Consider the following 1,068-nt stretch of genomic DNA (forward strand, 5'->3'; position numbering starts at 1 on the left):
TTACCAGAATACTTCGCCATTTCGTATAATTCTTTATTGTTGTTCTGTTTGATTTTTTGAACTTGTACTTGTGTAATTTCATCATTGCTCGTTACATCTTGTCATAAATTCAGCTATTCTTTTTGACTAATATAATACCATTTATCTGTTTCGAAGTTGATTTTGGCAACAGAACTAAAAATATAATTTAATTCCAAAATTGAACCCCATGTTGCTAAAAATCAATCTACCAAGGATGAACAGAAATCGCTTCCATTAAAATAAAGAATACTTTAGATTAATAATATATATTTTAAGCGAAAGCAAATCTGGATTAAAATAGAAAGTGTATTAGTTTGAATGGTTTTATTATTAGAACAGTTAATCTATTAGTGAAAGAATAACAAAATAGTTATGTTTATCTAAATTGAGTTAATGATATAACAACTGTTGGATACTTTGACCCATGAGTTGAAGAAAGTAAAAGGGAGGAGGAGTAAACATTAAAAAAGAAACAATTTCATATCTTAAATTTATTAGCGTTTTTTTGATAGTATCAGGTATTTCAATCTTAATCATTCAATATATACTTCAAGCATTGTATGGAATGATAGTTTTAAACTCAGTCGATCATATTCTTGTCACATTAGGTTTGCTAACTATTACTACTTCATATCTCTTAGAAAAGAAAAGAGACAACTTCATTCTTTCTCTTGTTATTTTTGCTATACTATTATCATTTAAATTCGTCATTTAAAAAGAACGATAAGGGGCTGGAACATAAATCCAATCTCAAAAAAACCCAAGGAGAATCTTTAATGATTTTTCTTGGGTTTTTATATAAAATACTCATACTATTTCAAAAAATAAAGTCCTCACGTATATTAAAGAATTACCAAAAACCCAATCATTGAAGGAACTTTATGTATAAAATATATAACATGTCTCAACTATCATCACCATTAACGACTGACTTTACCTCCCTTAAAGATGATACAGCATTAATTGTTAATGAAATTGTAGAACAGTTACTCGAATAATTGATAAAGCTGTTTTTGAAAAATATAGAAATCAATAGCGTTGCTCCTA

Annotated in this window: 1 pseudogene; it reads right to left on the reverse strand. The window is 27.2% G+C overall.

Annotated elements, in window-relative coordinates:
• A pseudogene (locus tag HMPREF2846_RS14640) lies at positions 1-158 on the reverse strand (replication protein); the annotation flags it as partial.
• Positions 159-1,068 lie beyond the last annotated feature (910 nt).

Origin of the sequence: Staphylococcus sp. HMSC056G08 (assembly GCF_001812305.1) — a bacterium.
Taxonomy (GTDB): domain Bacteria; phylum Bacillota; class Bacilli; order Staphylococcales; family Staphylococcaceae; genus Staphylococcus; species Staphylococcus simulans.